Origin of the sequence: Reyranella sp. (assembly GCF_030651995.1) — a bacterium.
In the GTDB taxonomy this organism is placed as follows: Bacteria; Pseudomonadota; Alphaproteobacteria; order Reyranellales; family Reyranellaceae; genus Reyranella.
On the sequence record NZ_JAUSBN010000018.1, the window covers coordinates 1 to 25,685 of the forward strand.

A 25,685-nucleotide genomic window follows, 5' to 3' on the forward strand; every position below is an offset into this window, starting at 1 on the left:
CTGAGGAGCGTCCCATCGGGACGCGTCTCGAAGCATGGGCACGAGCACCGAGCCTGTTGCCGATCCTTCGAGACGCGGCCTGCGGCCGCTCCTCAGGATGAGGGCGTGCGGGTCGACTTGAAGCGGAAAGCCGCTACGCCAGCCCCAGCCCCATGCCGCCGTCGACGCGCAGGATCTCGCCGGTGATGAACTGCGCCTCGTCTGAGGCGAGGAACAGCGCGGCGTAGGCGGTGTCGTGGCCGGTGCCCATCTTGCCCCGCAGCGGCACCATGGCGTTGCGCTGGGCCCGGACTTCCGCCGTCGGGCGGCCGGTCGCCTGCGCGATGCCGGTGATGGCCATCGGCGTGTCCATGAAGCCCATCATGATGGCGTTGGCACGGATGCCGTAGCGGGCGTTGGACTGGGCTACATGGGTCGTGAGGCGGTTCACCGCCGCCTTCGACACTTCATAGGCCATCTGCGTCGCGCCGCTGGTGGCGGCGAGCGAGGAGATGTTGACGATCGAACCGGACTTCTGCGCCCGCATCACCGGGATGGCCGCCTTGATCGTATGCCACATGCCCTTGAGATTGACGTCGAGGATGCGGTCCAGCACCTGCTCCTCGATGCGGTGGGCGGGCGCATCGCCGCCGCCACCGATGCCGACATTGTTGATCAGGATGTCGACGCGGCCATAGCGCGTCACGGCGAGCTTGACGATGCGGGCGCAATCGTCGGCGACCGTGATGTCGGCCTCCATCGCCGAAACGACGGCCCCGGTGGACGAGATGTCCTTGGCCGTCTTCTCCGCGCGCTCGCCGCTCCGGTCGACGCAGAGCACCGTCGCGCCCTCGCGCGCGAGCAGGCCGGCGATGGCCGTTCCGTTACCGATCGTTTCGCCCGGTGTCTGTCCCGCGCCGACGACGACGGCGATCTTTCCTTCAACACGCTTTGACATGTCTTGCATCCTTTGGAGATAACCTAGAGCGGACGGCAGTTGACCGCGACGGTCTGCATGCCGCGGCCGGCCTTGCCGTCGCAACCCAGCCGCGCGCCGCGATTGTAGAACGGCGGATCGAGCGAATAGGAGAAGTCGTCGGTGTCCTGGAGATCGACGATCCGATAGAGCTTGTACGGACCGCTGTCGCAGATGAGCTGCCGTGCGTCGGCGAACAGCGATGCCGGCAGCACCAGCACGTGCTCTATCGTGGGATCGGCCGCGCAGAACTTCTCCTGGAGTTCGCCATGGCTGCTCGCCTCGATGATCGATGTCCGCTGGGCGACGGCCGCTTCCGCGAGCGCCAGCACGCTCACCATGACGATAGGAATGGTCGACCGCACCACCACCACGCTCCCCCGAGGCTCTGCCGTTCGCGAGTGTGACGGACGGACCGGTGCGGAGCCAGCCCCGGCAGCCCGAGGGCTCGGCCAATCGCGAGCAAGGTCCGCAGGGCAGACCGCTGCCCTGCGGACCGGGCCCGCTAGGCCGCTTCGCGATAGGGCATGTCGCCCAGATAGTTTCGCTTGCCGACCGGAACGCCGTTGTGGCGCAGGATCGCGTAGGTCGTCGTGACGTGGAAGTAGAAATTCGGAATGACGTGCTGGACGAGGAATTCCTCGCCCGAGAGCGACTTGCCGTTCCAGCGCGGCTGGGTGATGCGCCGCTCGGCCGCCCCGGCGAACGACTGGGCCGTGAAGCCCTTCAGATACGCGACGGTGCTTTCGATGCGCGCCTTGATCTCGCCCAGCGTCGCTTCGGTATCGGCCTGCGCGGGCGCGTCCTTCTCGGTACCCGCCAGACGCGCGGCGCCGAGCTTGGCGGTGTCGCAGGCGATCTGGACCTGCTTGATCAGGTTGAACTGATCGGGCGCCAGGCGCGCCTGCAGCAGGACGGCGACATCGAACTTCTTCTCGCCGGCATACTTCTCGGCCTCGTTCAGGATGGCCAGCAGGTTGCCCAGCATCTTGCTGAACTGGGAGACGACGAGCGTGTGGATCATGCGAACCTCGGAGGGGGTTGGTGGATGTGCGCGCAGGCCCTACGCGATTCCATCGGCTGCCGCCAGAGCTCGGGCTCTTTAGCTGCGTCCCGCCTTCAGCATCTCGACATGTTCCGTGAGGTGCTTGTGGAAGTGGCCGATCGCCTGTTCGTAATGGCCGAAGGTGAAATGGGTGTTGGCGCCAGATGCCAGGCCGGCCTGGATCTCGCGGGCGGCGTGGCGGTCTTCCAGGATGCCGCTTTCCTGCACGAAGTTCGCGTCCTTGCGCGCCTGCTCGATGTCGAGCGGCTTGCCGTTCTTGAGGCGCGGCGCGAGCTGGTAGACGACCCAGTGCGTCTCCGAAGGCGACACCGGTTCGAGGATGATCAGGATGGCGTGGCTCGACAGCACGCTGACATGGGTGTTGGGAAAGAGCTGGTGGACGTCGGTGATGCGCCCCTGTGTGCTCCACTGCTCGCGCGGCACGGTGCGCAGCTTCTCGATGCGGCGGAACGGGAAGACGATGCGCGAATTGCGGCCGTGCAACTCGACGACATTTAGGTTGTCGTAGCCGTAGGGAAAGAACGACTGATTGTGCAGCGCCTTGATGTGGTAGCCCTCCATCGAGGTCTCGCCCAGCACCTTCCAGTTGGCCTTGTCGTCGAACTCGATCTTGTTGAACAGGACGTAGTCGTCCGTCAGCACCTCGGGCAGGTCGCCCAGCGGTCCGTCCGACAGCGGCTCGTCCTGCGTCACGAAGACGATGCCGTTCCGCTCCTGCACCGCTGCCACCGGCACCAGCCCGTGCGCTTCCTTGTCGAGGCCGGGGAAGCCGTCCTCGCCCGGGATGTGCCGCAGCGAGCCGTCGAGACCGTAGGTCCAGGCGTGATAGGGACAGGCGAAGGCGCGCTTGCAGCCCTCGCCCTCCTCCAGCTTCATGCCGCGATGACGACAGGCGTTGCGGAACCCGCGCACCACGCCGTCGGTGCCACGCACCACCAGCAGCGGCGTGCCGACCGTCGTGCGCGCGATGTAGGAGCCGGGCTCGGGCAGCGCCGCCGACGGACAGAAAGCCATCGGCACGCGCCGCAGCACCTCGAGCTCGGCCGCGAAGCGCTCGGGCGAATGATAGTTCTCGACCGGCTCGCGCCAGACCACGCTGCCCTTGTCCGTCGTCTTGCCGTCGATGTGCGCCAGGATGCGATCGATCAGGTCGGTTTCGTTCAGCAGCGCGGCCATTCTTCGTCCTCTGCAAGCGGGCGGAGCGATACTATGGCCCGCGCCTTCGGCGACGCAACAAACCCAGCCGCGCAGCGAGACGGCGCAAGTGGATGGTGAATGCAGGCGGGCGCGCCCTGCCCCAGCGCCACCTCACCAAGGAGTCGGGCGCGGTGGTCAAGCTGGCGCCGGCGATCGTGGCGTCGCTGACCTCGCTGTGCTGGCCCTCATGCTGTCGGCGGCCAACGGGGCCTACTCGGTCAACGCCGGCACCGTGACCAAGCTCGGCGCCGACATCGTCCAGCTCGACCATCTGCTGCGCTCCTACGGGCCGGAGGCGACCGAAGCGCGCGCCAAGGGCAAGAAGGTGCCGGCGAAGAAGAAGACCGCCGCCAATAAGGAAACCAGCGCCAAGCGCAAGTCAGCGACAAGGGGCAAGAAGAAGGTCTGACGCACCCGGACCTGACGCCGAGCACAGGCGTTGCCGTTGCAGGCCACGCTAGACCGCTATATCGGCGATCACCGGCAGGTGATCCGACAAATCCCGCGCGCGGTAGTCGGTGCAGCTGCCGATCAGGGCCGAGGCTGGCGACAGATAGATTCGGTCGAGCTGGAAGAGCGGCAGTCGTGCGGGAAAGGTGCGATGCCGGCTGAAGCCCGGAAGGGCGCGCGCGAGGCCGCGGCGCACCGAGCCCGCCCACAGCCAGTCGTTGAAGTCGCCCAGCGCAACGGTCGGGCGGTCGAGCCGGCCCAGCATGCCCAGCAGCGCGATCGCCTGGCTTCGCCGCTCGCGCAACGTGAGACCGAGATGCGTGGCGATCACGCGCAGCGGCCCGAAGGGAGTCGCCACGTCGGTGCAGATGGCCCGCCGCGGCTCGCGCTCGGGATAGGAGAGATCGTGGATCTGCGTGTTCTCCAGCGGCCACCGGCTGATCAGCGCCTGGCCATATTCGCCGTCCGCCGTCACCACCGTCCTGGCGCCGATTCCGTGCGAGCCCAGAGCGGCCTGGAGCACATCGAAGGGATTGCCCATATGTGCCCGAACGCTTCGCGAGTCGATCTCCTGCAGGGCCACGATGTCGGGCGCGTGGCTCTTCACCAGGGCGATCACGCGATCCAGGTCGAAGCGCGGATTGCGACCGAACGCGCCGTGGATGTTCCAGGTCATCAGCCGGACGGAATTCAAGAGGTCCGTTCCCCGAGCCGTGACACGATGGCCTGTGCGCCGAAGGAGAGGCCGATCCAGCCGACGACGCAGAGCACCAGCACGCCGATCTGGCCGGCGCTGGGATTGGCCAGCAGCTTGGCGATGCGGTCGCCCATCAGCGCAATCGCCGCGATGCCCGGTCCCATGCCGATCAGGGTGCCGAGCCCGAAGTCGACGAAGCGGATCGAGCCTGCGCCCGCCGCAAGATTGACGAGAGAAAAAGGGGCCACCGGCACCACGCGCAGCGCGACCATCGCGAGCAGCCCGCGCCGCTGCAGACGGTCGCGCAGCCTGTCCCAGCGCTTGCCGAGCAGGCGCTTGGGCACCTCCTGCCCGAAGCGGGCGCCGACCGCGAACATCAGCCCCGCACTCGCCGCGACGCCCGCGCTGGCATAGAACATGCCCCACCACGGCCCGAATACCGCGGCCGTCGCCAGGATCAGAATGGTGACGGGAAACGCCACCGCGCCCCCCAGCAGGAACAGACCGACGACCAGGCCCAGCGCCCAGGGCTCGCCCTCGGCGCCCTCGAGTAGCTCACGGATCCGGTCGGGCTGCGCCAGCTCCTTCAGCCCGGTGAATTGCCAGGCGAGCGTCAGCAGGACGATCAGTGCGAGAGCGGCAACCACCAGGACTCCCGCTCTTCCGAGGATTCCCTCCTGCGCCGAATCCTCGTCGTTGTGCGAGGGCTCTCGCGCGGCTTTGACTTCCCTCTCCCTGGCAGCGCGCCGGTCCTCTCGCTTCGCCAGACGCCGCCCGACGGTGCGACTGCCATGGAACAGCAGGCGCGGCAGCAGACGCCCCGCCAGGCGACCCAGCCGCAGCGGCCGCGCCGGATCGGCAACCCGCTCGGCCAGGCGCGCCAAGATGGTACGGTCGGGCTGGCCATCGTCGATCGGGCTGAGACAGTGACCGTTGCCGCAGAGCTGGTCGGCCACACGCACCAGCGAGCCCTGCTCGGCTACGGCGGCCGCGACTTCTTCCGCGGAGACGCCGCAATGCTCGCCGAGAAGTCGATTGCGCAGCCTCGTGATGGTGGTGCGCTCCCGGTCCGTCGCCGCCTCGATGGCGAGGTCGCACTCGGTGTCGGCCCCCATCGAGCGGTTGTTGAGGTTGGCCGAGCCGACCCTCAGAAACGAGTCGTCCACCACCATGATCTTGGAATGGATCATCGTGTAGGTGGATTGGCCGTTCTCTTCGATCGACGGATAGAGCAGCCGGACGCGGTCGCCGCCCGCCGCCTTGACGGTACGCCAGAAGCGGATGCGGCCGTTGCGCATGGTGCGCCGCTCGACGAAGGAATCGTGGCTGCGCGGCGCGACCATCACCACCTCCAGCTCGGGCCGCTCCCGCAGCCGGCGCGCGAGCGCGGAGGCCATCACGCCCGAGGTCATGAACTGGTTCTCGATATAGATCGTGCGCTCGGCGCGCCCGATGCTCTCGATGAACAGCGCTTCGGCTTCGCGCACTTCCTCCTCGCGATGGTAGCGCGGCTGGGTGCGGGTGATCGCGACCTCGACGTCGGTGAAATCGGGCTCGAAGCTCTCTGGCCAGGGCTGCCCCTCTGGCCGGACCTCTGGCTCGCCGCCGTTGGCGTGGCACCAGCGGGCGCGGGCCAGCAGCGCCAGTGCCCGCGCCGCCTCGCCGTCGACCATCATCTGAACGTCGTGAAACGGCCGGTAGGGCTCGCCGGCCGGATCGACGCGCCGGGGGTTGTCGGGCTCGTGGCGGCTGGTGTCCCAGCGGCGGATGGTGAGGTCGAGACCGCCCGAGAAGGCCAGCGCATCGTCCACCACCACCAGTTTCTGATGCTGGGAGGAACCGAACGGCACGGTCGAGTCGAGGCAGAGCGTGACCTGTGGCGGCATCTGCCAGTTGAGGGCGAGCCGCGGCAACGGCTCGCGTTCGTGCGCGTAGACCAGGGAGTAGTCCCAGAGCAGCAGATGGATCTGCAGTTCCGGCCGCTGCGCCGCGAGTTCCGTGAGGAAAGCCGCGAAACTGGTCGGAAACCCGTCTGTGGGCGGCTGCTCGCCCACCAGCTCGGTGCGGCTGTCGATGTCCCATCCGACGATGAAGATGGTGCGCCGCGCCTGCAGGAAGGCCTCGCGCACGGCCGCGAAGAAGGCCGCACCGTCGATCAGTACGACCGCCCGGCGGGCGCGTTCGACCTTCCACACGGTCCGTCCGGGCTGAAAAAGAGGCGACATGGCGCCTATAACGCGGATCGCCTCGCAATGATCCGCAGCGCAGAGCCAGGAAAGCAGGAACGCACTGCCGCGGCGCTCGTTCAGCCCCCATGTTGGATTTTCTTGGCAGCCTCCTATGGCCGGTCGTCATCGTGGTGTCGACCGCGTCGATCGCCGTCGCCGTCGGCGTGTTCATAGCGACGCGGAAGCTCGACTAGGGTATCTCTGCCGGACGACCTAGCCGGATACTCATGCACGTTCCTTCAGTCAGCCTGACCGCCGAAGACATCACGCGCTTCGGCCCCGACCCTCTCGCCCTGTTCAGCCGCAACCTCGCCTCCGTGGAGGAGCGGATCCTGCGCGCCTGCGCCCGCACCGGCCGGCCGCGCGAGACGGTGCGGCTGCTGCCGATCACCAAGACAGTGCCGGCCCACATCCTACGCTTCGCCCACGCGGCCGGCATCCGCGACTTCGGCGAGAACAAGATCCAGGAAGCGGTGGCCAAGCGGGCCGAACTCGCGGACCTCGACATCGGCTGGAGCATCGTCGGGCACCTGCAGACCAACAAGGTCAAGTACCTGACCCGCTTCGCCCGCGAATTCCACGCGCTCGACAGCGTGCGGCTGGCCGAGATGCTCGACGCGCGCCTCGACCGGGAGGACCGTTCGCTCGACGTCTATGTGCAGGTGAACACGTCGGGCGAAGAGAGCAAGTACGGCCTGCAGCCCGACGAGCTGCTCCCCTTCCTCGATGAACTCCGGCGCTGCCGGCGGCTCAAGCCGCGCGGGCTGATGACCCTGGCGGTGTTCAGCACCGACCTCGACAAGGTGCGCCCCTGCTTCGACCGCCTGCGCGACCTGCGCGATACGGCCGGCCGGCACGATCCCGCGATCCGGGAACTGTCGATGGGCATGTCGAACGATTTCGAGGAAGCGATCGTCCAGGGCGCCGACGTGGTGCGCGTCGGCGAGGCGATCTTCGGCAAACGCTCGACTCCCGACGGCCATTACTGGCCAAAGGCCTGACTGGGTGAGTGACATGACCAATGACAGCGTGGCGATCGGCATCATCGGTGCCGGCATCATGGGCGAACGCCTGCTCGGGGCGATCCTTCAACAGGATCCCGCTCTGGTTCATGCGTGCGGCCTCTGGGACCCCTCGCCCGACGCGATGCGGCGCATGGAGCAGAGCTTTCCGAAGGTGCCGCGCATGCCCGACGCGGCGGCGGTGATCGCGGCGAGTGACTGCGTCTACATCGCCTCGCCTCCGGCCTCTCATCTGGGTCACGCGCGCGCAGCCCTCGCCGCCGGCAAGAGCTTCTTCGGCGAGAAGCCGCTTTCGGTCGATGTCGCCGACGCGCGGACCTTCGTTGGCGAGGCCGGCGACCGGGGCGCGGTGAACTTTCCCTTTGCCTCTTCCTTTGCCGTGGCCGCCCTCAGGGACTGGATCGCCAAGGGTGAGATCGGCACGCCGCAACGCATCGATATCGAAGTGGGCTTCAAGGTCTGGCCGCGGCCGTGGCAGGCCGATGCGGTGACGTGGCTCGACAAGCCCGTGCAAGGCGGTTTCACGCGCGAAGTCGTCTCGCACTTCCTCTTCCTGGCGCGGCGGCTGGTTGGGCCGTTGCACGGTCTGAACGGCGAGGCCTGGCTTCCCGAGTCCGGCAAGTCCGAACGGCGCATTGCGGCCACGTTGCTCGCCGGCGATCTGCCGGTGACGCTCTCGGGCGCCGTCGGCGCGACGGCGAAGGACGATCATAATGTCTGGACGCTGGAAGGCGACCGGGGCGCCGTACGCCTGTGCGACTGGTCGATCGCCGAGCGCCGCCTGCCCGACGGCACCTGGCAGCCCGCACCGGATGCCATGCCCAACGAACGGGCCCGGCCGCTGGCGCTGAAGCGGCAGCTCGAAGGCGTGGCCCGGCTGGCGCGCGGCAAGGCCCATCACCTCGCGACGCTCGAGGAAGCGTTCAACGTCCAGGAAATCGTCGAGGGGATTCTCGCCGGGTCGCTCTCCCGTCACCGCGGATAGAACGTGGATCCGTAGTCGAAGGTGATCTCCTCTCCCTTCGCGATGCCCTCGATTCCGGCCACGATCCAGATCCGGCCCTCGTCGCGAAGAATGAAGGCGTTGGGGGTCCGGCGGCGGTGATTGGCATAACGCGCTTCGTTGCCGCCGGAAGAGCCGTCGATGTTCGCGTTCCTTGCCAGTTCGAAGATGCTGTCGGCCCCCGCCGCGATCCGTGCCAGGGCGACCCCATCGGGAATCCGCTCACCCTTGTACTCGATGATCTTCGTGCCCCATGGAATCTCCTCGGCGGCAAAGAGACCGTTGCCGTGAATTCCCGACTTTCTGACGACTACTTTCGCCACGTGACTCTCGTCGTTGACCAGTAGGCCCCCTTAGCATCTGGACGACACGGCGAGAACACGGTCATCCGCTGACCGGGATGGCATCACGGGTGAAGAACTCCGAAATTGCCTTGCCGCTGCGACTATTCGAGTTTGTTTGCCGGCGACGATGGCCTATGCTCGCTTCGTGTGGGGCTAATCAGTTTTTTCGTCATACGATTGGGAAATTTGGGATGGATCCGACCGCCCTCTCGGTGCGACGCCATCTAGGACCGCGTTCCCGGGCATGCGTTCTTGCGGGTTCGTGAAATGAGCGCGAGTCTGCGCAACGCCAGTCTGCGCCAACTGGCCTTCCTGGCCGGCGGCTTCGTCGCCCTCATCTGCGTGGCGCTCCTCACCCTCAGTTCCCTGCGCGAATTGGGGTTGCGGCACGAAGCGCTGAAAGCCGCCGAAGTCGACGTCGCAAACATCGCCCAATCGCTCGTCCAGCATGCCGACGATTCTTTCGAACTGGCCGACAGCCTGGTCATTGGCCTCGTCCACCGTCTGGAGACGGACGGCATCGGGCCTGGCGCCGTCCAAAGGTTGAGAGACGACATCGACCTCCGGAAGGGCACGATGGGGCGCGTCCGGGCTTTGTTCGTCTATGACGCAGCCGGCCGCTGGCTCGCGACGTCGGAGTCCGTCAATCCCGCCTTGTTCAACAACAGCGATCGCGACTACTTCAAGCAGCATCGCGCATCGCCGGACAAGGGTTTGCTGGTCGGCAGCCCCATCAGGAGCCGCTCCGGCGGACAGTGGGTCATCACGGCGTCGCGCCGCTTCGATCACCCGGACGGGTCCTTTGCCGGTGTCGTGCTGGCCACCATCGACGCGAGCTACTTCGCGAACTTCTACAAGCGCTTCGACCTCGGCCCGACGGGGGTCATCAACCTGATCGACAAGAGCGGTATCATACTGGCGCGAAGCGTCGACAATGAAACCTCGGTCGGCCGCGATATCTCGAGCACGCCGCTCATCCGCGACATGGACGCCCGCCGACCGGCGGGTCTCTACTATTTCAGGTCGCCATTCGACCAGACGATGCGCCTGAGCTACTATAGGTTGAGCGAGCGCTTTCCGCTTCTCGTCCTTGCGACAGAAGCAAAGGACGAAGTCCTCGCGCCCTGGCGCCAGGAGGCAATCATCCGAATGGCCCTGGTCCTCGGCCTGGTGGCATTGATTGCCAGCACGGGCATCTACCTGGTGCGCCAGTTGCTGAAGGGGCAACGCGTAGCGGCGGTGCTGGCTGCCAAGGAGGCGGACTTCCGGCTGTTGGCCGAGGAGTCGAGCGACATGGTCATGCGTATCGGCTTCGACGAGCGCGTGATCTACGTATCACCCTCGTGCGTTCGCCTCCTGGGGTGGAGCGCCGAGCAGCTTTGCGGGACGCTCGCGCTGGCGGGCGTCAATGACGAGGATCTGCCGCATGTGCGCGAAACCGTGCGGGCCCTGAAGGAGGGTGAAATCGAGGAGACCAGGCTCGTCTACCGGACGCGGCACCGGCAGGGCGGTGAGATTTGGCTCGAGACCGCCCTGCGCGCGACCCGCGATCCGAAGACCGGCAAGGTCAATGGCGTCGTCGCGATTTCGAGAGACATGACGGAGCACAAGGACCTCCAGGAAAGGCTGGCGACCCTGGCGACCAGGGATGGCCTGACGGGGCTCGCCAACCGGCGTCACTTCGACGACATGTTGCAGCAGGAATGGCGCCGGGCCGAGCGCGACGGCAACCCGGTCTCGCTGGTGATGATGGACGTCGACAATTTCAAGAAGTTCAACGACCAATACGGTCATCAGGCCGGCGATACGTGCCTGAAGGCCGTTGCCAAGGCGATTGCAGCGGAAGCGCGTCGCCCGGCCGATCTTGCCGCCCGCTATGGCGGCGAGGAATTCGTGCTGCTGCTTCCCAATACCGACGAAGTGGGCTGTACGCTGGTCGCAGAGCGGATCCGCGCGGCCCTGGAAGCCCTCAAACTGCCGCACGCCCTGAACCCGCCGACGAAGCGGGTGACGATGAGCATCGATGGTGCGACGGGCTGGCCGAATGCCGAAACCCAGGGCAACCATCCATCGCTGATCGCAGCAGCAGACCGCGCGCTGTATGCCGCCAAGCATGCCGGTCGCGACCGTTTCGTCATGTCAGGCCAGGTCGTTGCCTGGCGGGACGCCGATAGCGCCTGACCGGGCCCCGCCGCAAAAATGTCGATGTCGGTCGACGTCCTGACGCTCTATCTGCTGAACTTCGTGGTCGCGTTCGTGATGGCCGGGATCTACTTTTTCTCCTGGTCGCATCATCGCGACGTCCCCGGCGTGCGCGGCTGGGCCATTGCCCTCGCGCTGGGAGCGTTGGGATCCCTGGAGCTCAGCCTGCGGACCACCAGCTCGCCCCTTCCGATGGTCATCATGGCCAACTCGCTGGTCGTTGCAGCCTATGCCACCCTGTGGATGAGCGTGCGGCGGTTCAACACCGGGGAGCTTGCCCTCAACCGTGCCGTCATTCCCACGGTCCTGTTCTTCATCATCTTCTCCTCGGCCCTGGCGGGTGGCACCGATGTCAATGTTCGCGTCGCGCTCTGCTCGTTCGCGATCGCCATCCTGTCGCTGCTTGCCGGTTGGGAAGTCCTCCGGGCCAGGATCAGCGAGCCGCTGATCAGCCGGATTCCCACGGCGCTTGCGCTTCTGATCACGGCCCTTGCCATGGTCGTGCGCATCGTCTTCTCCCTCCTCGAAGATCCGCCGCAAGAGCCGACGACGCCTTTCTACGACCCGACCCAGGGCATCACGCTCCTCGTCAATACGATCTGCGTCGTGGCCATGACGCTCGGGTTCCTGATGATGACCCACGAGCGGCTGAGGCATCATTACGAAAGCCTGGCGAGAACCGACGAGTTGACGGCCCTGCCAAATCGCCGCTTCCTCCTCGACGAAGGGAAGCGCCTGAGGGACCCGGCCTGCGTGCTGATGATCGATCTGGACCACTTCTCCGAGGTCAACAGGACGTTCGGGCATGCCGGCGGCGACCAGGCGCTCATCGCCTTCGCGAACCTGGCACGCAGCCAGCTACGCCCCGGCGACCTGGTCGCCCGCTACGGCGGCGAAGAATTCTGCGCGCTGCTGCGCGATGTCGACGAGCCGGAAGCGCAGCGGATCGCGGAACGGCTGCGCTCCTCCATTGCCGACCTGTCGATTGACGTGGACGGCCGACCCCTTCGCATCACCGCCAGCATCGGACTGGCGAGGCTCGACGGAGACCTGGAGACGGCGATGCGCAACGCCGACGCTGCGCTCTACAGTGCCAAGGCCCTGGGCCGCAACCAGGTGCAGAGCGCGGGCGACGTTTCCGAGACGGACGCTTCCTGAAGGAAGTTCATCGGAGCGCGCCGGTCCGGAGGTCAGTCCGCCGCCTGCGGCGGCCAAAATCGCCCGGCCTTTGCCATGCTCCCGATCCAGCCCGCCACCTCGTCGGCAGGCATCGGCCGGGCAATCAGAAAGCCCTGTGCGAAGTCGCAGCCGATCGCCTCCAGGGCATCCCATTGCTCCTGCGTCTCGATGCCTTCACCGGTCAGGCTCACCCCCTCGCGAGCCGCAAGGGACGCCAGCATCGAGGCGATGTCCCTGCCCTCCTGGTTGCCGGGCAACCGCGCCACCAGGCCACGATCCATCTTCAGATCGCTGAAGGGGTAGTATTGCAGCCGTCCGAGATCGGAATAGCCCACGCCATAGTCGTCCATCGATATCCCGACGCCCGCCGTGCGCAAGCGCGTCAGCAGGCTGCGGGCGACGGCCGGATAGCGCGCCCTCTCCGTTTCCGTGATCTCCAGGATGAGAGAGCGCGGATCCATTCCCCGAGCGTCGAGCAGGGCCAGAATATGCTCAGCGGTCTCCAGCGTGGTGAGCATGAGGGCCGAGATGTTCACGGAGACCGAAAGGGACAGCCCCTCCTTCCTCCAGGCCACCTGTTGATCGACGGCCCGCGTCAGCACTTCCCATGTAAGGGGGACGATGGCGCCGGACTGTTCGGCAAGGCCGATGAACTGGTCTGGCCCGATCAGGCCAAACTCGGGGTGTCGCCATCGCACCAGCACCTCGATCCGGCTGACCACCCGATCCTGAATCGAAACGATGGGTTGGTACTGGACCTCGATCTCGTCGCTTGGGATCGCCTCGAGTTCGCGCGCAACCAGGTCGTCGTGCGGAACCTGCTCCCCCCGGGCGACAAGGGAGGACAACGTCATGGACACATTGGCAAAGAAGGAAGGCTTGGCGAGAACGTGGACCACGTCGAGGCCCGCGCGAATGGCGCTCCGTCTAACGACTTCGCCGTCCACGACATCGATGGAACCGACCAGGACGGTACGCGGACGCCACCCGGCGCCCAGAGCATCGATGATCCAGAGGCACTGCTCACGCCCGAGATCGACGTCGAGGAAGAGCCAGTCGAAATGCCGCCCCTGCAGAAAGTCCGGAAGCTCCTCCGCCGAGCGGATGGCTCGGACGGAAAAATCGAGAGTGGTCGCCCTTTCGACCAACTCCGCCTGGAATTCATCATCACCGCTGACCACCAGAGCGCGGAACTTGTTCGGCATCAAACGGGTCCGACGGGGATTGGCCAGAAGGTGGCCTCTGGCCCGCGCGCACAAACGCATCGGACGGGAATGTCCATGTCATGGCCCCTCGCAGTCCGATGGACTAGGCAACCCGCGGTCGAGCGCGGCCGGCTAGGAACGTTTTGCACGGGGCGCTTCTTGGCCTGCCAGGTTCGAGAGCAGCTTCAGGCTGGCCGAATAATAGTCGTCGTCGTCGCCGATTGCGGCGACCGGCACCGTTCCCTTGAACTCGTCGGCCACGAACCGCGTGACCGCCGCGACGGCGGCGTAACCGCCGCTGGACGGGTACGGCGCCACGGAGCCGTCGTCGAGGTTGATCCAGGCCGGGGGCCGTCCTGCGAACCTCGGCGTCCGCCAGGCCGTCACGAACCGGCCGAGTCGGGAGGCCTGATTGTGCCACGCCAGGTACAGGGGAATGCGAATGGCATCGAAGCCGAAATACGGCTTCCAGTCGTCGGCGACCCGGAACGCGTGCTGCCCGACCAGCAGCCAGTCCGGCGGGAGCTTGTAGTCGCCGAAGGCCGCATTGTCGCAAAGCCAGAGCCCGTCGGCTTCGAGACGCCGCCATTTCCCCCGGTCACCAGCACCCTCGGCAAAATCATGGATCGCGGGCCATACATAGTAGGAAAGATTGACCACGTATCGATTGCCGCGCGCAAAACCCTGAAGGCCCGGCAGCAGGATCAGTCGCCCCTGGAAATCGACAGCCAGCCGCTCGAGGACTGCCGACTGGATGCGCCGGGAAGGCTGCAGCCAGCGCGGCTCGTTCCATTTCGCGGCGGCGCGCATGAGCGCCCAGGCGATCAGGATGTCGCCGTCGGCCGCGTTGTTCTTGTCGGGAACGGGGTCGGACGTATTGGGCGACCACCGCCAGGAAAAGAGGCCGTCGCCCCGCTGCAGCGATCTGGAGGTCCAATCCCAGATCCTCCCGAAGGACTCCTTGTCGTCATAGCTCTGGGCAAACAGTAGCCCCCAGCCCTGGCTCTCGGAATGGCTGACATTGTTGTTGCCGCTGTCGATCACCCGCCGGCCGTCGACGATGAAGCGGCGCTTGAAAGTCTGCCAGTTCTGGTCCGCCCTGGCGGCCGTGGGAAAAAGCGAAAGCGCCGCAAGGCCGATGCCCGCTTTCAGGAGCCGCCGGCGCGAACGATCGGTTCCCCGATCCGGGTTCATGGCTAGAGACCGGTCCGTTCGTAGCGGAAGACCAGCGGCGGATAGGCTCCGCTGCCACGTTCGGCGAGGCGCATGGCAAGGCCGGGCCGCGCCGCCTGCTGGGTCAGCCAACCCTCCAGAAGCGCCTCGAGGATCGCCGCAAAGGCCGTCTGCGCCTCGACCCCGTCGAAGCACGGATAGCCGACGACGACGAACTCGAGCGCCTTCTCGGCCTCGTAGACATCGACCTGCCCCCAATCGAGAGCCTGCAACCCGGCATTCATCGCCGCCTTGAGTTCGGCGAGGGAGTTGGAGGCCTGGATGGCGTGTTCCCTGGCGATGGCCGAACCGGCGCCGGCCAGAATGCGCAGCGCCTGTTCGTCTCCGGCGACCTGGGAAAGCGCTGTCGCCAGCCCCTCCATCAGCCCCCGCAGGGATGCCGGGCAGGAGCGGCGGGCGGCTACGCCCAAGGTCAACGGATCGAATGAATTGTTTGCCGGGCGGACAGCCATCGAAAGTCCGTTCTGAACCAAGGCTAGTTAAACGAGCTTTTCAGGAATAGCAGAATTGTGCCCTGGTCGTACTGATAGGCGTTGTCGAAATTCGCCTTGGCGCCGATCGAAGTGCGCTCGGTCGCTGCATATTCGAATCCGAGGCGCAGGCCGAAGGCAATGCCGGTGTTGCTCTGCGCCGGGAAGAGCGGTGCAAACGCCGCCGCTCCGGACGAGGCCAGGATGTTCGCCGCGTTCTGGAAGTAATAATTCGTGGGGAAGAACAGCGACGAACTCTGCTGGATGCTCTGCACACCGAGGGTCGCCCCGGCACTGTAGGTGAACTTGCCCGAAGTCTCCCTCCAGTCGATGGGGAATGTCAGGCTGTAGAAGCTCTGCGGGCTGAAGTAACCGCCCTGGCCGTAGGTGAAGTAGCTGTAATTCTGGTCATAGCTCAGGTAGGTCGCCGAGATGCCGACCTTGAGTTCCTGATTCTCGTCTTTGATGGGACGGAAATAGGCGCCTGCGGTGAACTCATAGGACTGATTGTCCGCCACGTTGGTGCCCATGTAGTAGCCGTAGGCGAACTTCGAATAGAGGCCGAGCGTCTGGTCGTCGTAGCTGATGATCGCTTCGCCGCCGTTGCGCGTCACCCCACCCCAGGTCAGGCTGGTGATCGGGTCGGTCACGCCGGCATAGGACAGGACCGAATCGGTGACCGACCGGCGCGACGCTTCGAGCTTTATGTTCATCTTGTCGCCCAGAGGCTGGTTCCAGGCGATGCCGCCGACGATGGTGGTGAGCGGGAAGCCAAGCGGCGTGCTGCCGACGTCGATGGTGAGGCGTCCCCATTCGAGGCCCATGCCGAAGGCGATGCCCGTGGCCTGCGAGTTGTTGGGCTGCAGTACGCCGGCCAGGCCTGCAAGCGCGTTCGCGCCGTAACGCGACAGGGTCGACGGATCGCCCCCGATGGTCCCGGCGTTGATCGTCACCGGCATGATCGTCGGAACGAGGGCGGCGTTGCCGATGGGAATGCGGGCCTTGACCGGCACGTTGATCTCGTTGATGCGGCCGAGACCCGATTCGCCGGACCGGCCGCGGAAGCCGATCCCGCCTTCCACGAGGATCGCCGTGGACTTCTTCAGCGCCGTGAGTTCGCGTTCGATTTCGCGGCTGAGCGGATCGGTGTCGCTCATCGAGCCCGAGGGCGCGCCCGGCGTTCCCGGCAGCGGCGGCGGCGTCATCGCCGTCACCGAGGTGCTCGCGCTGGCCTCGCCGCCCGGCCGACGCAACGGCACCAGGGGATTCTGTGCCACCTGGACCGGCGGTGCGGCGCGGACCGGGCCCGCCTGCGCCGTCAGGACGGCGGGGGTCGCCAGAGAGGGCCGATCCAGCGACATCACGTCGGACCGGCTCGGCGCGCCGTCCGTAGTGGTGACCGAAGCCTTCTTTGCGGCAACGCGTCGTTCGAACTCGGCCATGAACTCGGCTTCGGCGCTGCCGGCGGAGGGCCGCAGTGAAGCGGCTTCCGGCGCTCTGGCGCCGGTGTTGCCGGGCGACACGACCGCCGCTCGTTGAACGGGAGCCTTGTCGACCGATGCGGGTGACGGCACCGGAACCAGCTCGGTCTGCCCCAGGCCACGGTTGAGCTGCTGGGCGGTCTCGAGCGCGCGTTTGGCGCCCGTGCTGTCCCCCTGCGCCCGCAGCAGGCGCGCCTGGACCATGTACAGGCGCGGATTCTGCGGTTGCAGGCGCAGCGCCTCGGCGAGCCACACATCGGCCCGCTCGTATCTCCTGAGATCGATGGCGATGTTCACCGCCTGCTGCAGCGTGTCGGGATCCGCCGGGGACGACACCATGATCCCGTCGAGAACCTGGATCGCCTGCTCGCCGAAGTTGGAATCCTTGTACACGCGCGCCAGCGCCAGCCGGGCACCGACGCTGGGCGATGGACCGGAGACGTAGGGCAGCAAGGCGTCGTAGGCAGCGGTAAGATTCTTCTGCGTGCGCAGGCGGTCGGCTTGCTGGATCGCCAGCGACTCCTGGAGGCTGGCGACGTCGCGGCCGCCCGTGCTCTTGGATATGCGCGCCAGCAGCGTGCTGGCCTCGGCGTCCTGGCCCGCCTCCGACGCGGCGTAGAACATGGTGCGCAGCGTATCGGCGCTGAGGTCCTTGCGGGCCGCGAGGCGGCGGACGACCGCCATCGCCTGCGCCCGGTCGCCGATCTTGGCCAGGGCCAGGGCCGCATTGGCCTGCTGCGACGGCGTCGCGTTCGGGGCGTTGGCGCGCGCGGCCAGGGTGGCCCGTGCGCCGGCATCGCCCGCCTTCGCCGCGGCGATCAGCTGATCGGTATCACCGGCGTTGCGCAGATCGTTGCGCAGGGTGTTCATGCGCGCCGAACGCTGGTTGACCGGAATCCGGTCGAGCAAGGCCACGGCTTCGCCCGTACGCGACTGCTCGGAATAGTAGACGGCCGCCGCGTAGAGGCTTTCGGGGCGTCCGCTGGCAACCAGTTCGTCGATCAGAGGCTGCGCCTCGGCGACCTTGCCCTGCCTGGCCAGAAGCTTCGCGAGGTCGTAGCGGATCCACGGGCTGGACGGATCCATGCGCATGGCCTCGCGGTAGAGCTGTTCGGCCCGCTCGGGCTGCGAGCGCTCGAGGCCGGCCGCCTGGACCCGCAGGCGTTGCGCGGCCTGCTGGGCACCGTCCGACTGGATACGGGTTCGCACCGACGGATCGAGATTGGCGAGCAGCGGCTCGCTGCGCGTGTCGCGCCCCTGGGCCGTCAGCACCTGATAGAGGCCGGCCTGCGCTTCCTTGTTCCCCGGATCGCGGCTGAGGGCCTCGCGATAGTAGCTTTCGGCCTCGCGCTGCTTGCCCTGGCGGCGCAGCAGGTCGCCCATCAGGGCCTGCGCCGTGCCGCGTTCCCTGGGTGTGCCGGCATGGTCGGCCAAGGGCCGGATGATCTTCTCGGCCTGGGTCAGGTCGCCGCGATCACGCAACGCGACGGCCTCGCGGTAGGATAGCCAGAAATTCGCCGCTTCGAGCGCCGGTGCCCAGTCGGCCGCCCGGCTCGGGGCCATCTTGATCGCCTTGTCGAGCTGGTCGCGGGCGTCGCTGAACCGTTCCTGGCGCAGACGGACGATACCGATGCCGGCCACCGCATCGACGTTGGTGGGGTCGGCCTGCAGAACGCCCTCGAAGCGCGCGACGGCCTGGTCGTTCAGACCCTGGTCGGAGAGGCGATAGGCCTCGGCCAGGGCAGCGCCCAACGGGTCCTGTCGCACCGGCCGTTGAGCATCGATGAGCTTGTCGCGCACCACCGTGTCGCCGGGGAAGCGCTGCAGATAGGACTCGAAGAACGGCTTGTCCTGCGGCCCGACCGTGAGCCAAAGCATGGCTTGGCGCATGGCCTCGAACGAGGCCTGTCCGACTGCCGGGTCGCTGGCAAGTTCTGCAAGCAGAACAATGCCTTCTCGTCGTGTCTGCTCGTTGTAGCTGAGGATGCGGGCGTAGGCGAACTTGGTCCGTGACGTCGCATAGCTGCGCTCGGCCAGGGCCTTGAGCCGGATCCTCGCCTCGTCCCAGCCGGCCCCCGTTCCCGCCAGCGTCTCGTAGTACTCCACGGCGAGGTCGAAGGGCGGCGGCCCGCCCCGGAAGGCCCTCTGATACTGCGCGATCGCGCGATCGTAGGCGCCGGCCGCGGCCAGCCGGCGGGCTTCGACCAGGGCCACCTCGTCGGTCTGGCCCAGCGCCATCGCACGTTCGAGTTCCGCAGCACGTGCGTCGTTCGGATCGATCTGGCGCAGGCGCTGGATCGTGGCCCGGACCTGATCGAAGCGCTGGCTCTGCAGTTCGATGGAGCCGAGCTGGAACAGCGCCTCGGTATTGTCCGGCTGGCTTTCCAGTATCTTCCGCAACGATTGCGCGGCGAGGTCGGGACGGTTGCGCTCCCGCCACATCGACGCCTGCTCGAACAGGAGGCCGTAGATCGACGATGACGACGGATCGGCCGTCGTCGGCGGCGCCGCCAACCCCGGACTCGAAACGGACAGGACGACGACGGCGCTGGCAAGAACGCTCTTGATGGCCCCGCTACGCCCCGATCGCTCCGACCTTGCCATAGGCCCCCAAAACTCGATCAGCTTCCGTCGGACGACGTCCGGGAAAGAAGCCGGTTAGCCCTGTTTGCCGAGAATCGCTCGATCGCCACGGCAAGAACCAATATAACACAAACCAAGCAAATGAATGCAGCAAGTTCAAAAGATCCGGCAAGCCATTGAATTCTCCACCAGATTGGAAGTCCACCCACGAACTTCCTAATACCTGAGGTGTAGAATTCCCCCTTACTGCCTGACAGATAATAGAAATCGCCCTGGACGTTGGTCGCCCTCTCCGGATCGCCGAGATGATCGCTCAGATCCACCAGGGCTGCGGGCTGAGTGCCGCCGACCACGACCACCAGCCGGTTGTCGTTGAGCGGTGACCAGAAGCTGGAAAGGTAACCGTAGGGCTTGCCGAGATTGGCCTTGGCAAGTTCCGGCGCGGCGCCGCGATAGTAGGGCGCGCGCGGATCGGTCGGCTGGAACTGGCGCTGCAGGAAAGAGAGCCCCGGCGCGGCCGTCACGCTGGTCGGCGTGATATGGACCGAGTTGTGGGCCTCCCACTGCTTCAGCAGCGGCTGGTTCGACGGCAGACCGATCACGATCAGGTCCCGGTCGGCCACCTCTTCGACCTTGGCCCCATCGACGACCACGTAGCGGGACGGCGCCACGCCCGTCGCATCCGCCATCATGCCCAGCAGGTTCAGGAGCGCCTGCACTTCTTGCGGTGACGACGTCTCGGGCATCACGAACGCGGTGGTCGCGAGATCGGCATGGCGGGTGAAGGGAAATCCGGCATTGGCGAACAGCGCCAGGTTGGGGAAAGCGGCGAAATGGGCAACGCGACTGAGGTCGATCGTCGAGTCGGGGTCGATGCCGGTACGATCGCTCCAGTCGAGCATCTCGCAATCGGCATCCGTCTTCGCCCGCAGCTCGAACAGGAAATCGAGCTGGTTCTGGCTGGCGAGCTGGAACCCCGGGAGAAGCACCTGGCTGACGCGATCCTCGGCCTTTCCCGGGAACAGCCATTCCTTGAGCTGCGACAGCACCTTCAGCTTGGGTTCGAGGGGGATCTCGCCGACGGTGCGCTGGTTGAGATCGACGAAGACCCGCGAATTGCCGGGATCGACCCAGCTGTCGTCGGCACGACGGATGTGCACGTACATCTTGCCGCCCGACAGGGCACCAAAGAACAGGTCGGGCGCCGTGCGGAACGACACCTTGGGTGTATCGAGGAGCCGGCGGCCATTGATCGCGCCACCGCCGGCCAGTTCGCCGAGCCTGACCGGCCGATCGCTCGGAATCCATTTCGGCGCGTCGTAGGGTCGCCGCGGCGCCGGCAGCGGCTCGCTCGCGGCCGACCATCCGCCGCTCAGGCGTGAGGGGGAGGTCGCCAGCGTCCTCGCCGCCGCGTGCAGCTGCTCGGCGTCGTCGCCGATGATCAGCAGGAGCTTGCTGTCGACCTGGGCAGGATTGGCGACCACCGCCACGCGCGGTCCTTCGCCCGGAATGGCCGCGACACCGGGCGGATAGTTGCCACCTACCACCAGGACGACGGCGCTGCCGGCCGGCAGGCCGGTATATTGAACCGGAAACGTCGCACCCTTGTTGCCCGCGACCAGGCCGAAGTAACCGGCCACCATGCCGGCCGCCTGCAGCACCCCGGGCTCGGGGTCGGGCGGCAGCACGAAGGGCAGGTTGAGAGGCAGCGGATCCTTGGGATCGGCGAAAGGACGCGGCAGCGATGCCAGGTCGTCGGCGACCGGCAGCCGCGTCGTGCTGAGATAGATGAAAGTCGCCGGCTCGATGTTCACCCAGATCGCCCTGTCGCGATCGAGCGTGCAGGCCTTGGCCCCCTGCCCCTTGAGGGTGAAGCGAAAGTGCAGTCGGTTGTCGGTCGACAGCAAAGCCGGCGTGAAGGTGAACTCGGCCCGCGCCTTCGGTCCGCTCGCCTTGCCCAGCGTGACCGAGCCGATCGGCTCGTTGTTGAGGAACACCTGGAGCACGCCGTCATCGCGGGCAACGGCGTTGGAATAGCTGAAAACGAGGCTGATGCGCGCCGCGATGAAAGCATCGTCCTGACGGGTCGTGAAGACAATGCCGGTCTCGGCCGTGGCGCCTTCGAGATGCAGGGCTTTGCTCCGCAGGTCGCGCAGACGGATCAGCTGGCTGCGACCATCCGCAGTCCCGGTGAACATCGGATAACTCGCCATCGGAAGCGGCGAAGGGGTCGGCAATATGTCGGGCCGGTTCGCACCGGGCGGCGGAACGGGCGTCGTCGTCACGGTGGGAGCCACCGGCGGAAGGCTCGCCGGCGGCGGCGCCATGGCCGGAGCCGGCGCTGACGGCGCTGGAGTCGGCCCCGGTGCGACGGGTGGAAGCGCCTGGGGTGGCGACGGCCGCTGGGCTCCCGCCGGCACCGGCGGATTGGAGCCCGGCGGTATCGTGGGCGGTACGATGGGTGTCGCGACATTGGCCGGCGGCATCGGCGTGGTCGTCGGCAAGGGCGTCTGCAGCCGCGGGCTTTGCGATTCCGGGGGTGGAATGACGGCGACGCCCGACGGGATGGACGGCAGGCTGGACGGCAATTCAAACTTCGGCGTGAGCTGAGTCGGCTGCGTGAGCTGGACCGCCGGGCTGTTGGCCTGCGGCGGGAAGAAGGTCATCGGCTGCGAGCCGGCCCCCGTCCGCGGGCCGACATCCTGTTGCGCCGCGGCAGGAGCAATGATCGCGAGAGCCAGAACCAGCGCGGCGCGACGGACCGCTGCCGACCTCACGTCGGCCTCGGCGCCGCCGGTAGCGGTTGCTGCACGGGCTCCCGGGGCCGGCGGAGATTGCGGGCCGCCATGCCGGCCAGGCCACGGATGGCGCCGGAGAGATCGATCAGTGACTTGCCGACGGTGTCGGGCGGCCGGTCGTCCCAGTTGAGCCAGGCATCGGCGCGGCCGAACACGGCACTGACGATCGTGCGCTCTTCCTCGAGGTTCGTCGGCATGAACTCGAGGCGCACCTCGCGGCCGTTGACGGCAACGACCCGGGCCGGGACGGCGGAGATGTCCTCGATCTGCTCGAAGTTGATGACGACGTCCTCGTTCACCGTCACGTCGGTCGCGAGGTCGTCCATCCGCAGCAGCCCGCCGCCGAGGGACAAATCTTCGGTGCGCCCCATCAGCGAGCGCCTGCCGTCGAAATAGAGCGCGATCGGTTGCCGGATGCGGACGCGCGGCTGGGCCCTCACCTGCCGCCTTTCTCGACCAACCGCGAGGGCGGCGAACACGGTGAAGGCGCTGTAGAAGCACCAGAACAGGTTCATCCAGAGCACCGGCGCGTCGCCGGGGAACAGCTCCGTGAAGAGAAGACGATAGAAGCCGACGCCGATCGCCGCCAGCAGCACCACGGCCAGGATCATCAGCGGCCGCATGATGGGCGTATCGTAGAGTTCCTTCTCCAGAACACCGCCCTTGCTGGTGACGTTGAAGCTGCCGGCCTTGGGATTTATCAGCGCCAGCAGCGTCGGTCCCATGATGTGGAACAGCAGCACGTTGTCGTAGATCTCGCCCCAGAACGAATAGCGGTAACGCCCGTCGAGCCGCGACTGCGTCGCCAGGGTATGGAACAGGTGCGGCCCGGCATAGGCCATGACCATCAGGGCGCTCGCCACGATGATGTTCTGGGATGTCACCAGATAGGCCACAGGCGCCGTCAGGAAGACGAAACGCGGCACCGGGAACAGGAAGTACATCATCGCATTCAGGTAACAAATGCGCTGACCGAAGCTCAGGCCCCGCCCGAGCAGCGGATTGTCGGTGCGGAAGATCTGGATCATGCCGCGCGCCCAGCGCATCCGCTGGCCGATGTGGATCGAAAGCCGCTCGGTCGCCAGGCCGGCGGCCAGCGGCCACCGCAGGTAGGCCGTGTTCCAGCCCTTGCGGTGCATGCGCAGCGACGTGTGGGCGTCCTCGGTCACGGTTTCCACGGCGATGCCGCCCACCTCGTCGAGCGCCTCGCGGTTCAGCACCGCGCACGAGCCGCAGAAGAAGGTCGCGTTCCAGAAGTCATTGCCGGGCTGGATAAGGCCGTAGAAGAGCTGGCCTTCATTGGGCACCCGGCCGAAGGTGCCGAGATTGCGCTCGAACGGATCGGGCGAATAGAAGTGATGAGGCGTCTGCAGCATGCCGAGCTTGCGGTCGCGCAGGAACCATCCGACGGTCATCTGCAGGAACGCGCGCGTCGGGATGTGGTCGCAGTCGAAGATGGCGATCAGCTTGCCCTTGGTGATCGTCAGGGCGTGATTGATGTTGCCGGCCTTGGCATGCTCGTTGGACGGCCGGATCAGGTAGCCGCACCCCGCCTCCTCGGCGAAGCGCTTGAACTCCGGCCGGCGCCCGTCGTCGAGGATGTAGACCTTGAACTTGTCGGCCGGGTAATCCATGACCATCGCCGCCAGAACGGTCGGCTTAACGACGTCGAGGCTTTCGTTGTAGGTCGGGATATAGACGTCGACCGTCGGCCATTCCTGGACGTCGGCGGGAAGCGGCGCCGGCTGACGGTCGAGCGGCCACAGGACCTGGAAGTAGCCGATCATCAGCACGATCCAGGCATAGACCTCGGCGGCATAGAGGCCGTAGCCGAACATCATGTCGAACGGGTCGACGAAACCCAGCGTTTCGGTCGTTCGCCACCACAGGTACCGGGTCGACACGAGAGCCGACAGCACGACGATGATCAGGGTCGCCATGCGGCTCTTGAAGCGGTTCACGACCAGAAAGATGAAGGCCGTGAAGACCGCGAAGATGGCCTGAGTCTGCAGATCGAAGGGCGTGATGATCACGAAGGCCGCCGGCCCGAGAGCGACCATCGCGACGAACAGGTAGAAAAGCCTCGTGGCGAGCGGGACGCGCCGGTTCGGCGTTAGCTCGACGTTGCCTGCAGAGGTCATGGCTGCCCGGGTTCCATGCCGTCGAGAAGCAGTCCCTGGACCGAGGCGGCCAGGCCCCGCACATCGGCCGCCGCCTTGCTGGTCGGCGCACGATCGATCACGAGCTGCTGGTGCGCTACGGCCTCACCGAAGCTGTCGTCATAGTTCACGATGCCGATCATCGCCTGCCCCAGCCTGCGCCGCAGCAGGGAGACGACGTCCCGCGTCAGCTTTCGACGCATGTCGACGAGGTTGAAGACGTATCGCACCTGACGTCGAGACCCTTCCGGCACCCGCCCGAGGAAATTCTGCGATTCGACCGTCGACAGCAGCGATACGGAAGTGGCATCGGCCTGCAGGACGACGATGTCGAGCGTCGAGATCGGACGCGTCTGATCGAGGAAGACCGAGGGCCCCGGCGGCGTATCGACGACCACGACGAAGCCACGCTCGATGAAGGGCGCCAGCGTGTTCGCGAGCCAGTTCTCGTTGCGCGCCAGATGATCCGACACGGCGTGAAGCTGGGCCCCATTGACCTGCCCGAACGGCAGGACGAGGAGATTGGCGCCGCCCGGCAGGACACCCTCGCGAACCGAGCGCCCATAGACCAGGCAGTGCGCCCAGCCACGATCGTCGGCAAGCTGGATGCCGGCATGCAGCCGCATCGAGTTCTGGACGTCGAGATCGACGACGAGCACCCGCAGGCCGGAGCGGGCCAGCACGCCTGCAACGTTGATGCTGAGAGAGGTCTTGCCCACGCCGCCCTTGGGTGAGCAAAAGCAGACGACCGACATTAACGTGCCAGTCGGTCGAAGAGTCCATTCAGGCCGCCGGTCGAGGGCGCCTGCACCGCCGGGCCGACTGGCTGGCTGATGATGCGACGAATGTCGGCCAATGTCCTGTGGGGTCCGCGCGCCGCCGGCGCAGGCGACTGCCCCACGCCCGCGGCGTGCTGGAACGCCTCGTTCCGCCATGCCCCGCGGTCCGCGGGCCGTGCTTCGCCGATGCCCGGCGAACGGTCGAACACGTCGGCCAACAGGTCGTTTCCCGATGTCGCCCCGACCGCGAGCGGCATTTCCTGCCGCTCGGACGGGGGCAGATCCTTGCCAAAGATGGCATCTATCAAGGGTGCCGACATTTGATCCGTCGTGCTGTCGAATTCGCGATAGGGCGTGCCGGTACGGCCTGTTGCACTCAGGAGATGGGCGACATCGTCGTTGTTCTTGATGGCCATGTCCGTACTCCACCCACTACGTCTGATACACTATCGGTCGCGGCCCGTCATCTCTACACGCACAATATAAGCTTTCAAACTGTCGGGGTTAGCGCCCGCTTTTCATCCACCAGTTCCGTCACCGATCTGCAATTCACTGAGATGTCCGAGTTCCGAATGTAATTCCAGATCACTGGATGCGGGCAGCGTCGGCCCTGCGGCCCGGACATGAAAAAGCC

The 25,685-nt window shown here is 66.4% G+C and carries 21 protein-coding genes; 6 read left to right on the plus strand and 15 right to left on the minus strand.

Annotated features, from left to right (window positions below; all coding sequences use genetic code 11):
* Positions 1 to 133: 133 nt before the first annotated feature.
* The 4 genes from Q7V45_RS04100 to Q7V45_RS04115 form a co-directional block, all read right to left on the minus strand.
* A complete protein-coding gene (locus Q7V45_RS04100) occupies positions 134 to 937 on the minus strand; it encodes an SDR family NAD(P)-dependent oxidoreductase (protein WP_304847407.1) in 804 nt (267 codons plus the stop codon).
* 23 nt (positions 938 to 960) lie between these two features.
* Positions 961 to 1,323, minus strand: coding sequence for a hypothetical protein (locus Q7V45_RS04105; protein ID WP_304847410.1), 363 nt, complete (start codon positions 1,321 to 1,323; stop codon positions 961 to 963).
* A 137-nt stretch (positions 1,324 to 1,460) separates the two neighbouring features.
* A complete protein-coding gene (locus Q7V45_RS04110) occupies positions 1,461 to 1,979 on the minus strand; it encodes a DUF1993 family protein (protein ID WP_304847413.1) in 519 nt (172 codons plus the stop codon).
* A gap of 78 nt (positions 1,980 to 2,057) precedes the next feature.
* Positions 2,058 to 3,197, minus strand: a complete 1,140-nt coding sequence (locus Q7V45_RS04115; protein WP_304847416.1) for an aromatic ring-hydroxylating dioxygenase subunit alpha — start codon at positions 3,195 to 3,197, stop codon at positions 2,058 to 2,060.
* 196 nt (positions 3,198 to 3,393) lie between these two features.
* On the opposite strand from Q7V45_RS04115, the gene Q7V45_RS04120 reads away from it, so the two are divergent.
* Positions 3,394 to 3,627 carry a hypothetical protein gene (locus Q7V45_RS04120; protein ID WP_304847420.1) on the plus strand — a complete coding sequence of 78 codons (234 nt, stop codon included), beginning with the start codon at positions 3,394 to 3,396 and terminating at the stop codon, positions 3,625 to 3,627.
* Between the two features lie 48 nt (positions 3,628 to 3,675).
* Here Q7V45_RS04120 and Q7V45_RS04125 read toward each other — a convergent pair whose 3' ends face one another.
* On the minus strand, positions 3,676 to 4,362 hold the full coding sequence (locus Q7V45_RS04125; protein WP_304847424.1) for an endonuclease/exonuclease/phosphatase family protein: 687 nt from the start codon (positions 4,360 to 4,362) through the stop codon (positions 3,676 to 3,678).
* The gene (locus Q7V45_RS04130; protein ID WP_304847427.1) at positions 4,359 to 6,590 is read right to left on the minus strand and encodes a VTT domain-containing protein; all 2,232 of its coding nucleotides are present in this window, start codon (positions 6,588 to 6,590) and stop codon (positions 4,359 to 4,361) included. The genes Q7V45_RS04125 and Q7V45_RS04130 overlap by 4 nt, the downstream gene beginning before the upstream one ends.
* Positions 6,591 to 6,820: 230 nt before the next feature.
* Between Q7V45_RS04130 and Q7V45_RS04135 the strand changes: the two genes are divergently transcribed.
* The gene (locus tag Q7V45_RS04135; RefSeq protein ID WP_304847431.1) at positions 6,821 to 7,594 is read left to right on the plus strand and encodes a YggS family pyridoxal phosphate-dependent enzyme; all 774 of its coding nucleotides are present in this window, start codon (positions 6,821 to 6,823) and stop codon (positions 7,592 to 7,594) included.
* Positions 7,595 to 7,607: 13 nt separating this feature from the next.
* Positions 7,608 to 8,600, plus strand: a complete 993-nt coding sequence (locus Q7V45_RS04140; protein WP_304847434.1) for a Gfo/Idh/MocA family protein — start codon at positions 7,608 to 7,610, stop codon at positions 8,598 to 8,600.
* Here the strand turns inward: Q7V45_RS04140 and Q7V45_RS04145 are convergent.
* Entirely contained in the window at positions 8,588 to 8,941 is a 354-nt protein-coding gene (locus tag Q7V45_RS04145) for an SET domain-containing protein (protein WP_304847437.1), read from the minus strand. The two genes, Q7V45_RS04140 and Q7V45_RS04145, sit on opposite strands and share 13 nt — an antisense overlap.
* A gap of 288 nt (positions 8,942 to 9,229) precedes the next feature.
* Here Q7V45_RS04145 and Q7V45_RS04150 point away from each other — a divergent pair, with 288 nt between their 5' ends.
* Positions 9,230 to 11,143: a diguanylate cyclase domain-containing protein gene (locus Q7V45_RS04150; protein WP_304847440.1), complete on the plus strand. Its 1,914-nt coding sequence runs from the start codon at positions 9,230 to 9,232 to the stop codon at positions 11,141 to 11,143.
* A 24-nt stretch (positions 11,144 to 11,167) separates the two neighbouring features.
* Positions 11,168 to 12,322 carry a GGDEF domain-containing protein gene (locus tag Q7V45_RS04155; protein WP_304847443.1) on the plus strand — a complete coding sequence of 385 codons (1,155 nt, stop codon included), beginning with the start codon at positions 11,168 to 11,170 and terminating at the stop codon, positions 12,320 to 12,322.
* Positions 12,323 to 12,354: 32 nt separating this feature from the next.
* Here Q7V45_RS04155 and Q7V45_RS04160 read toward each other — a convergent pair whose 3' ends face one another.
* The 5 genes from Q7V45_RS04160 to Q7V45_RS04180 form a co-directional block, all read right to left on the minus strand.
* On the minus strand, positions 12,355 to 13,548 hold the full coding sequence (locus tag Q7V45_RS04160) for an EAL domain-containing protein (protein ID WP_304847446.1): 1,194 nt from the start codon (positions 13,546 to 13,548) through the stop codon (positions 12,355 to 12,357).
* A 132-nt stretch (positions 13,549 to 13,680) separates the two neighbouring features.
* Complete coding sequence (locus tag Q7V45_RS04165) at positions 13,681 to 14,742, minus strand: glycosyl hydrolase family 8 (RefSeq protein WP_304847450.1); 1,062 nt, start codon at positions 14,740 to 14,742, stop codon at positions 13,681 to 13,683.
* Positions 14,743 to 14,744: 2 nt separating this feature from the next.
* The gene (locus tag Q7V45_RS04170; protein WP_304847453.1) at positions 14,745 to 15,233 is read right to left on the minus strand and encodes a hypothetical protein; all 489 of its coding nucleotides are present in this window, start codon (positions 15,231 to 15,233) and stop codon (positions 14,745 to 14,747) included.
* A 23-nt stretch (positions 15,234 to 15,256) separates the two neighbouring features.
* On the minus strand, positions 15,257 to 19,246 hold the full coding sequence (locus tag Q7V45_RS04175) for a cellulose biosynthesis protein BcsC (RefSeq protein WP_304847456.1): 3,990 nt from the start codon (positions 19,244 to 19,246) through the stop codon (positions 15,257 to 15,259).
* A gap of 107 nt (positions 19,247 to 19,353) precedes the next feature.
* Complete coding sequence (locus Q7V45_RS04180) at positions 19,354 to 21,513, minus strand: cellulose biosynthesis cyclic di-GMP-binding regulatory protein BcsB (protein WP_304847459.1); 2,160 nt, start codon at positions 21,511 to 21,513, stop codon at positions 19,354 to 19,356.
* 40 nt (positions 21,514 to 21,553) lie between these two features.
* Here Q7V45_RS04180 and Q7V45_RS04185 point away from each other — a divergent pair, with 40 nt between their 5' ends.
* Positions 21,554 to 21,925 carry a hypothetical protein gene (locus Q7V45_RS04185; protein WP_304847462.1) on the plus strand — a complete coding sequence of 124 codons (372 nt, stop codon included), beginning with the start codon at positions 21,554 to 21,556 and terminating at the stop codon, positions 21,923 to 21,925.
* A 163-nt stretch (positions 21,926 to 22,088) separates the two neighbouring features.
* On the opposite strand, the gene bcsA is transcribed toward Q7V45_RS04185, so the two are convergent.
* The 3 genes from bcsA to Q7V45_RS04200 are packed head-to-tail and all read right to left on the minus strand — an operon-like array spanning position 22,089 to position 25,467.
* Positions 22,089 to 24,254, minus strand: a complete 2,166-nt coding sequence (gene bcsA / locus Q7V45_RS04190) for a UDP-forming cellulose synthase catalytic subunit (protein ID WP_304847465.1) — start codon at positions 24,252 to 24,254, stop codon at positions 22,089 to 22,091.
* Positions 24,251 to 25,027 carry a cellulose synthase operon protein YhjQ/BcsQ gene (locus Q7V45_RS04195; RefSeq protein ID WP_304847468.1) on the minus strand — a complete coding sequence of 259 codons (777 nt, stop codon included), beginning with the start codon at positions 25,025 to 25,027 and terminating at the stop codon, positions 24,251 to 24,253. Before Q7V45_RS04195 ends, bcsA begins: the two co-directional genes overlap by 4 nt.
* Complete coding sequence (locus tag Q7V45_RS04200) at positions 25,027 to 25,467, minus strand: hypothetical protein (protein WP_304847471.1); 441 nt, start codon at positions 25,465 to 25,467, stop codon at positions 25,027 to 25,029. Before Q7V45_RS04200 ends, Q7V45_RS04195 begins: the two co-directional genes overlap by 1 nt.
* Between the last annotated feature and the right edge of the window lie 218 nt (positions 25,468 to 25,685).